The organism is Candidatus Kryptobacter tengchongensis, assembly GCF_001458555.1.
Taxonomy (GTDB): domain Bacteria; phylum Bacteroidota; class Ignavibacteria; order Kryptoniales; family Kryptoniaceae; genus Kryptonium; species Kryptonium tengchongense.
Map to the genome: position 1 here is coordinate 44,748 of NZ_CZVH01000043.1, position 6,128 is coordinate 50,875.

The window sequence follows — 6,128 nt, forward strand, 5'->3', positions numbered from 1 at the left end:
TTATTTTGTTTTTGATACATTCTTTTTGCGATAATTTGATTTCTTTACTTTGTTGCTTTTTTGAACCTTTTTCACTTTCCTTGAAGAAGATAAGATAAAAACTTTTTTCTTTGGTTTTTCACCCAGAACTCTTTTCACTGTCTCTCCAATTACAGCTGGATTTTCTATCACATGAATTCCAGCTTCACTAAGAGCTTTCATCTTCTCTTGCGCTGTTCCTTTTCCACCTGAAATAATTGCGCCAGCATGACCCATTCTCCGTCCTGGCGGAGCTGTTCTGCCAGCAATAAATCCAAAAACCGGCTTATCAACATAATTCTTCACGAATTCGGCTGCTTCTTCTTCTGCCGTGCCACCGATTTCGCCTATCATCACGATTGCTTCCGTTTCCGGGTCCTCGTTAAAAAGTTTGATTATATCCGTAAACTTTGACCCAATTACAGGATCCCCGCCAATGCCAACACATGTAGATTGACCGAAGCCAAGTTCTGTTAGTTGCTTCACCGCTTCATAAGTCAATGTCCCACTTCTTGAAACAACACCAATTGTTCCCTCCTTGTGAATAAATCCAGGCATTATTCCAACTTTGGCTTTACCCGGTGAGATGACACCGGGGCAATTTGGTCCAATAAGCCGTGAATTCGTGTGCTTGAGATATTCATAAACCTGAATCATATCTTTTGCAGGTATACCTTCGGTTATGCAGACAATAAGTTTTATCCCGGCGTCAGCAGCTTCAATTATCGCATCAGGGGCAAATGGCGCTGGAACAAAAATAATTGAAGTGTTGGCTCCTTCTTTTTCAACCGCTTCACGTACCGTGTTAAAAATTGGAATTTTGTCATCAAAAAATGTTCCGCCCTTACCCGGGACAACACCGGCAACAACATTTGTTCCATACTCAATCATCTGCCTTGTGTGGAATGAACCCTCACCACCAGTTATCCCTTGAACCACAAGACGGGTGCTTTTGTCAACAAGTATTGCCATTTCTTAATCCCAAATTTTTTTATAATAACTTTTGCTGAAAAGATAAAGAAAAACTTTTTAACCTTCGTTCCGAAAGTTTCACATAATCTTTATTGATTTCATAGCCAACATAATATCTATTTGTCATTACGCTTGCAATTGCGGTTGTTCCACTCCCCATAAAAGGGTCAAGGACAACTTCCCCTTCATAAGTGTAAAGTTGAATTAAACGATAAGGTAGTTCAACAGGAAAAGGCGCTGGATGTCCAACTTTTGTTGCCAACTCTGCTGGAAAATTCCAAACACTTTTTGTAAACTCAAGAAATTCTTCCCTTGTGATGGTGCTTTTTCTTTTGTGTGGGTTTTCACGAGTAAAAGTGTCTTTTGAAAAGACAAGTATATATTCGTGCTGGTCCCTAAGAGTTGGGTTCCTTGCCGATAACCAACTTCCCCATGCAGTTGAAGGACTACCTCCACCACTTTTGTTCCATATTATTTCACCTCTCATTAAAAATCCAAGTTCAAGCATGTCTTCAATTATAAAAGCATGTAAGGGCAAATATGGCTTTCTTCCAAGATTTGCTATATTTATACAGGCACGACCACCAGGAACCAAAACCCTTTTGACTTCTTTCCAGACTCTCTTTAAAAATTCCCTATATTCTTCAAGCGTTAAATCTTCATCGTATTCCTTCCCAACATTATAAGGCGGAGATGTTACCATAAGATGAACACTGCAATCAGGAAGTTCGCTCATATTCTCACTTGATTTGCAAAAAATTTTATTCAAATTTTCAGGTGAAATTTTATTCTCAACATAAATCGTTTTTTCCTCCTTGGGCAAACTTGCATATAATCTACTTGAATAAAATGGAGTTGAGTCATGATTGACTCTTCCACGAGTTCCAAATGAACTTGTGATAGTTTTCCTTAATTTTCGCTCCATATATCCAACCACTTTCTATAGCTTAGACTTTGTAATTTCTCTCCAAAAAATCCGAAACTCTTAAGATCGTTCCTTCATCAAATTGTCGTCCTATTATCTGCATTCCTATAGGCAAACCTTTGCTATCAAAACCGACTGGAACATTTATCGCTGGGACACCCGCAAGATTTACAGAAACAGTGTAAATATCAGAAAGATACATTTTTAAAGGGTCATCGGTTTTTTCGCCGATTTTGAAAGCTGTGGTTGGGGATGTTGGAGTAATTATAACATCAACATTTTCAAAAGCCCTATCAAAATCTTCCTTTATTAACCTTCTTACTTTTTGAGCTTTGCGATAGTATGCCTCATAATATCCAGCGGATAAAACATAAGTGCCAAGCATGATTCTCCTTTTAACCTCTGGACCAAAGCCTTCGCTCCTTGACTTGACATACATTTCATATAAACTTTTAGCATTTGGGGAGCGATATCCATATCTTGCGCCGTCATAGCGTGCGAGGTTTGATGAGGCTTCAGCTGTGACAAGTATATAATAGGTTGGGATGTTGTATTCGGTATGCGGTAATGAAATTTTTTCAATGATTGCTCCATTTTCTCTCAAAAAGTCAATTTGCTTTTCAATTGCTTCCTTTATCTCATCTTCCAAACCCTCCGAGAAATATTCAACAGGGATTCCAACACGCAAACCTTTAACATCTTTATCAAGATAGCTTAAATAATCAGGCACGGGCATATTTGCTGAAGTTGAATCGTTTTCATCATGTCCAGCTATCACTTGCAAAACAAGCGCTACATCTTTTGTTGAATTCCCAAACGGACCAATTACATCAAATGAAGAAGCAAAAGCCACAAGCCCGAATCTTGACACCCTTCCATAAGTTGGTTTTAAACCATAAACGCCACAAAACGCTGCTGGTTGTCTTATTGAACCACCAGTATCAGATCCGAGAGCAGTTGTTGAAAGCCCAGCTGCAACAGCAACCGCACTTCCACCACTTGACCCACCTGGCACTCTTTCCTCATCATATGGATTTAAAGTTGGTCCAAAATATGAATTTTCAGTTGATGACCCCATAGCAAATTCATCAAGATTAGTCTTCCCTATGATAATTGCATCCTCTTTAAGAAGTCGCTCAACAGCAGTTGCATTGTAAAGCGAGATAAAATTTTCAAGTATTTTTGAGGCACAGGTGCATCTTTCATCTTTAACACAGATGTTATCTTTGATTGCGATAACCATCCCAGCAAGTTTTCCTGCTGTTCCAGATTTAATTTTTTCATCTATTTCAACCGCTTTTTTGATTGCTTTTTCTTCAAAAACGCTTAAGAAAGCATTTAGATTTTGATATTTTTTAATTTTTTCAAGGTATTTTTTAACGATTGATTCACAGGTTGTTTCCCCCGACAGAAGTTTTTCCCTTATTTGATCGTAGGTTAAAACATCAAATTTTTTTACTTTGCTCATCTTCTCTTTGATTTTGTTTTCATCCGTATACCGCTTTTCTTTTTTCTACTTGTTCTCCTGTCCTTTTTCTTCGGATAGATTTTATCTCGGTCATTTTTAGCTGTCTCAATGCTTGCAATTTGATTTGTTTCAGCAGGTTGAGCATCTTTTACAAATTTCAAATCATCTATCGTTGTCTCATTAACAGACTTAACTTCGCTTTGTGGAGATGTTAAATTTAGGTCGGAATTTAGGTCAATACCCGTGACACTTTGGATTTCACTTTGAACATCTTGCATTGCCTTTTTAAATTCACGAACCGCTTTTCCCAAACTTCTTGCTATATCAGGTATTTTTTTAGGACCGAAAAAAATTAAAATAAACAAAGCAATTACCAGCAGTTCTCCAAACCCAATATTGTCAAACATAAAAGCACCCCCAACATCGCTTTAATTTTAGGATCACTCCTTCTTTTCGGTTTTCTGTTCAATTTCTTTGGGTTTTTCATTCTGCGGTTCCTCTTCACGCAGGGCTTTTTTAAATTCCTTTATGCCACTACCAAGCCCACGCGCAAGCTCGGGAAGTCGCTTGCCTCCAAAAAGTATTAAAAGGACAATCAAAATTAAAAGTAATTCCTGCCACCCAAGCCCAAACATGACAATTCACCTTTTTTTATTTTTTTGAACTCATATCTTTCAAACTTACTTTTCAGTGGTTTTTGTAAGTTTATCAAAAAATTATTTGCTCAAAAATTCCTCCGCAAGTGATAATGAATAAATCAAAGAATTAAAGATCTTCGCACCATCCGTGCAACCAAGCACTGGTTCAGAACATCTCTCAGGATGTGGCATCATTCCAAGAACATTTCCTTCCTCATTTATTATCCCAGCGATATTATAAACAGAACCATTTGGATTTGCTTCATCTATGACATTACCATTTTTATCACAATATCTGAAAACTACCTGACCGTTATCTATTAACTTCTTCAATGTTTCATCATCAACATAATAATTCCCATCTCCGTGCGCAATCGGAAGTTTCAAAACCTCGCCATTTTCGCACAACGATGTAAATAATGTGTTGTTATTTTCAACACGGACATAGACAAATTTGCAAACGAACCTTAACGATGCATTTCTTAACAAAGCTCCTGGCAAAAGCCCGGCTTCAACTAGAACCTGAAAACCGTTACAAATCCCCATAACTTTACCACCACGCTTTGCAAATCTTTTCACATCATTCATCACTGGAGAAAATCTCGCAATCGCACCAGGTCTTAAATAATCACCGTAGGAAAATCCACCTGGTAATATCACAACATCAACATCGCCAACTGAAGATTCTTTATGCCAGATAAACTTAACATCCTGTGCAAAAACCTTCTTCAAAACATAATAAGTATCGTGGTCACAATTTGAACCTGGGAAAACGATGACTCCAAATTTAACTTTTGAACTCATAAGATTTATCGTTCATCTCTTTAAATTATAAATATTCAACAGGCTGTTAGTTTCTATTTGCACACAAGCGGGCACTATTGAAAAAAATTGTTTTTTATCTTCGTTCAAATTTAACAAAAAATGGAAACAAAATAAAAATTTTTCGTTCATATCCGAATGTCTTGAATTATCGTATCTTTAAGCCAGTTCTCATCGTCACGGTATGGATAATCTGTAGTATAATGCAGTCCTCGGCTTTCTTTCCTCATCAGCGCAGAACGAATTATTAAAAGCGCAACGGTAGCAAGATTTCGTAATTCAACAATATCTGCTGTTACTTTTGTCTTTTTATAAAACTCCTCAATTTCATTTGCAATTAATTCAACTCTTCTTTTTGCTCGCTCAAGTCGTAAAGTTGAACGGACAATTCCAACATAATCCCACATCAACTGTTGAATTTCTCTTTTATCGTGTGAAATTAAAATCCATTCCTCCATATTGAATACACCTGTATCAACCCAGTCTGGTATATCAGGAAACTTGAAAAAGTTTTCCTTAACAAATCTAATTGAATCAATTGCTGCTCTATCCGAAAAGACAAGCGCCTCAAGAAGTGAATTGCTCGCAAGACGATTCGCTCCATGAACTCCTGTCATTGCAGTTTCTCCAGCTGCATAAAGTCCAACTATTGATGTTCTCCCCCACAAATCAGTGACAACTCCACCACATGAATAGTGTGCTGCTGGAACAACTGGGATCGGTTCTTTTGTGATGTCAATTTTAAACTCAAGGCATTTCTCATAAATATGCGGAAATCTATCTTTAACTTTGTCGGGGTCAAGATGAGTTAAATCAAGATAGACAAATTCATCGCCCGATTTCTTAAGCTCTGTATCAATCGCTCTTGCAACTATATCTCGTGGTGCAAGTGAACCCCGAGGGTCATATTTTTTCATAAAATCTTCACCCCTTTTTGTCCTCAAAACTCCACCAAATCCTCGCACAGCTTCTGATATTAAAAAAGCTGGTGAGCCTGAATTATAAAGCGTCGTTGGATGAAACTGAATAAATTCCATATTTCCTATTTTAGCTCCAGCTCTATAAGCCATTGCAACGCCATCACCGGTTGCTATAGCAGGGTTTGTTGTATGAAGATAAACTTGTCCAAGCCCACCCGTTGCAAGAATTGTAACTTTTGAAAGAAACTTTTTCACTTGCCCAGTTTTTACATCAAGAGCGTAAACTCCCCAACAATGTATGTTATCAAGTTTTTTGCTTTTATCAATTCCAACCAAGTGATGTTCCGTAATTAAATCAATCGCCA

At 37.5% G+C, this 6,128-nt stretch carries 7 protein-coding genes; all 7 read right to left on the reverse strand.

Annotated features, from left to right (window positions below):
* Window positions 1-990 (reverse strand): succinate--CoA ligase subunit alpha, encoded by a 990-nt coding sequence (gene sucD / locus AT685_RS04160; protein ID WP_072151677.1) that lies wholly within the window; start codon window positions 988-990, stop codon window positions 1-3.
* Window positions 991-1,009: 19 nt separating this feature from the next.
* Window positions 1,010-1,915: a DNA-methyltransferase gene (locus AT685_RS04165; protein WP_072151684.1), complete on the reverse strand. Its 906-nt coding sequence runs from the start codon at window positions 1,913-1,915 to the stop codon at window positions 1,010-1,012.
* A 22-nt stretch (window positions 1,916-1,937) separates the two neighbouring features.
* Window positions 1,938-3,383, reverse strand: coding sequence for an Asp-tRNA(Asn)/Glu-tRNA(Gln) amidotransferase subunit GatA (gatA, locus tag AT685_RS04170; protein WP_072150194.1), 1,446 nt, complete (start codon window positions 3,381-3,383; stop codon window positions 1,938-1,940).
* Window positions 3,380-3,790, reverse strand: coding sequence for a Sec-independent protein translocase subunit TatA/TatB (locus tag AT685_RS04175; RefSeq protein ID WP_072150193.1), 411 nt, complete (start codon window positions 3,788-3,790; stop codon window positions 3,380-3,382). Before AT685_RS04175 ends, gatA begins: the two co-directional genes overlap by 4 nt.
* 33 nt (window positions 3,791-3,823) lie before the next feature.
* Window positions 3,824-4,018, reverse strand: coding sequence for a twin-arginine translocase TatA/TatE family subunit (gene tatA / locus AT685_RS04180; protein ID WP_072150192.1), 195 nt, complete (start codon window positions 4,016-4,018; stop codon window positions 3,824-3,826).
* An 81-nt stretch (window positions 4,019-4,099) separates the two neighbouring features.
* Entirely contained in the window at window positions 4,100-4,825 is a 726-nt protein-coding gene (purQ, locus tag AT685_RS04185; RefSeq protein WP_072151678.1) for a phosphoribosylformylglycinamidine synthase subunit PurQ, read from the reverse strand.
* 146 nt (window positions 4,826-4,971) lie between these two features.
* On the reverse strand, window positions 4,972-6,128 hold a 1,157-nt coding region (locus AT685_RS04190; RefSeq protein ID WP_081040577.1), incomplete at its 5' end, for an L-aspartate oxidase.

Coding starts and splice junctions, on each gene's coding strand:
- sucD (WP_072151677.1), bottom strand. CDS start 990: ATGGCAATACTTGTTGACAAAAGCACCCGTCTTGTGGTTCAAGGGATA.
- AT685_RS04165 (WP_072151684.1), bottom strand. CDS start 1,915: ATGGAGCGAAAATTAAGGAAAACTATCACAAGTTCATTTGGAACTCGT.
- AT685_RS04175 (WP_072150193.1), bottom strand. CDS start 3,790: ATGTTTGACAATATTGGGTTTGGAGAACTGCTGGTAATTGCTTTGTTT.
- tatA (WP_072150192.1), bottom strand. CDS start 4,018: ATGTTTGGGCTTGGGTGGCAGGAATTACTTTTAATTTTGATTGTCCTT.
- purQ (WP_072151678.1), bottom strand. CDS start 4,825: ATGAGTTCAAAAGTTAAATTTGGAGTCATCGTTTTCCCAGGTTCAAAT.
- gatA (WP_072150194.1), bottom strand. CDS start 3,383: ATGAGCAAAGTAAAAAAATTTGATGTTTTAACCTACGATCAAATAAGG.